Annotated in this window: 1 protein-coding gene; it reads right to left on the bottom strand. The window is 44.4% G+C overall.

The genetic code is table 11. The annotated features are described in order from the left end of the window. On the bottom strand, positions 1–568 hold a 568-nt coding region (locus RF53_RS19070; protein ID WP_152607105.1), incomplete at both ends, for a DDE-type integrase/transposase/recombinase.

The raw sequence follows: 568 nt of genomic DNA, 5'->3' as shown, positions 1-568 counted from the left end.
ATACGCGAGTTCAAGCGCTTTTAGCGTTAAATTAGTATCTGGCGACAACGACATGGCCCAGCCAACTACTTTACGTGCAAATAAATCAATAACGACGGCTAAATAAGCCCATCGATTACCGGTCCAAATATACGTCACATCACCGCACCACACGGTATCTGGCTCAACAACATCAAATTGTCTATCAAGCAAGTTTGGGATTTCAAGGTGTTCATTACCGCCACGTTTATATGAATGTTGAGGTACTTGGCAGCTCTCTAGTTTTAGTTTAACCATCAGCTTAGCGGCACGATAACGGCTTAATTCAAAATCGTTATTCGTTGCGATTGCCGCGATTGTCCGTGCCCCAGCTGAACCTCCGCTCATTGCATGTATGGCTTTTACTTCAGCCTCTAACTTTACTTGTTCTGGTGTTGGCGTTGTATCGCGTATGGCCCAATATTTATAGCTGCTGCGATGCACATTGAATACGCTGCATAGCACACTAATTGGATAACGCTCTCGTTGATTTAGTTTCTCAATTAACGAGAATTGTTCAGGGAGTCGGACATCAAGAGAGCGGTGGTGA

Source organism: Pseudoalteromonas sp. ECSMB14103, assembly GCF_000813065.1.
Lineage (GTDB): Bacteria > Pseudomonadota > Gammaproteobacteria > Enterobacterales > Alteromonadaceae > Pseudoalteromonas > Pseudoalteromonas marina.
Note: the sequence above shows the minus strand (reverse complement) of the source record. Positions and strands in the feature narration are given on the sequence as shown.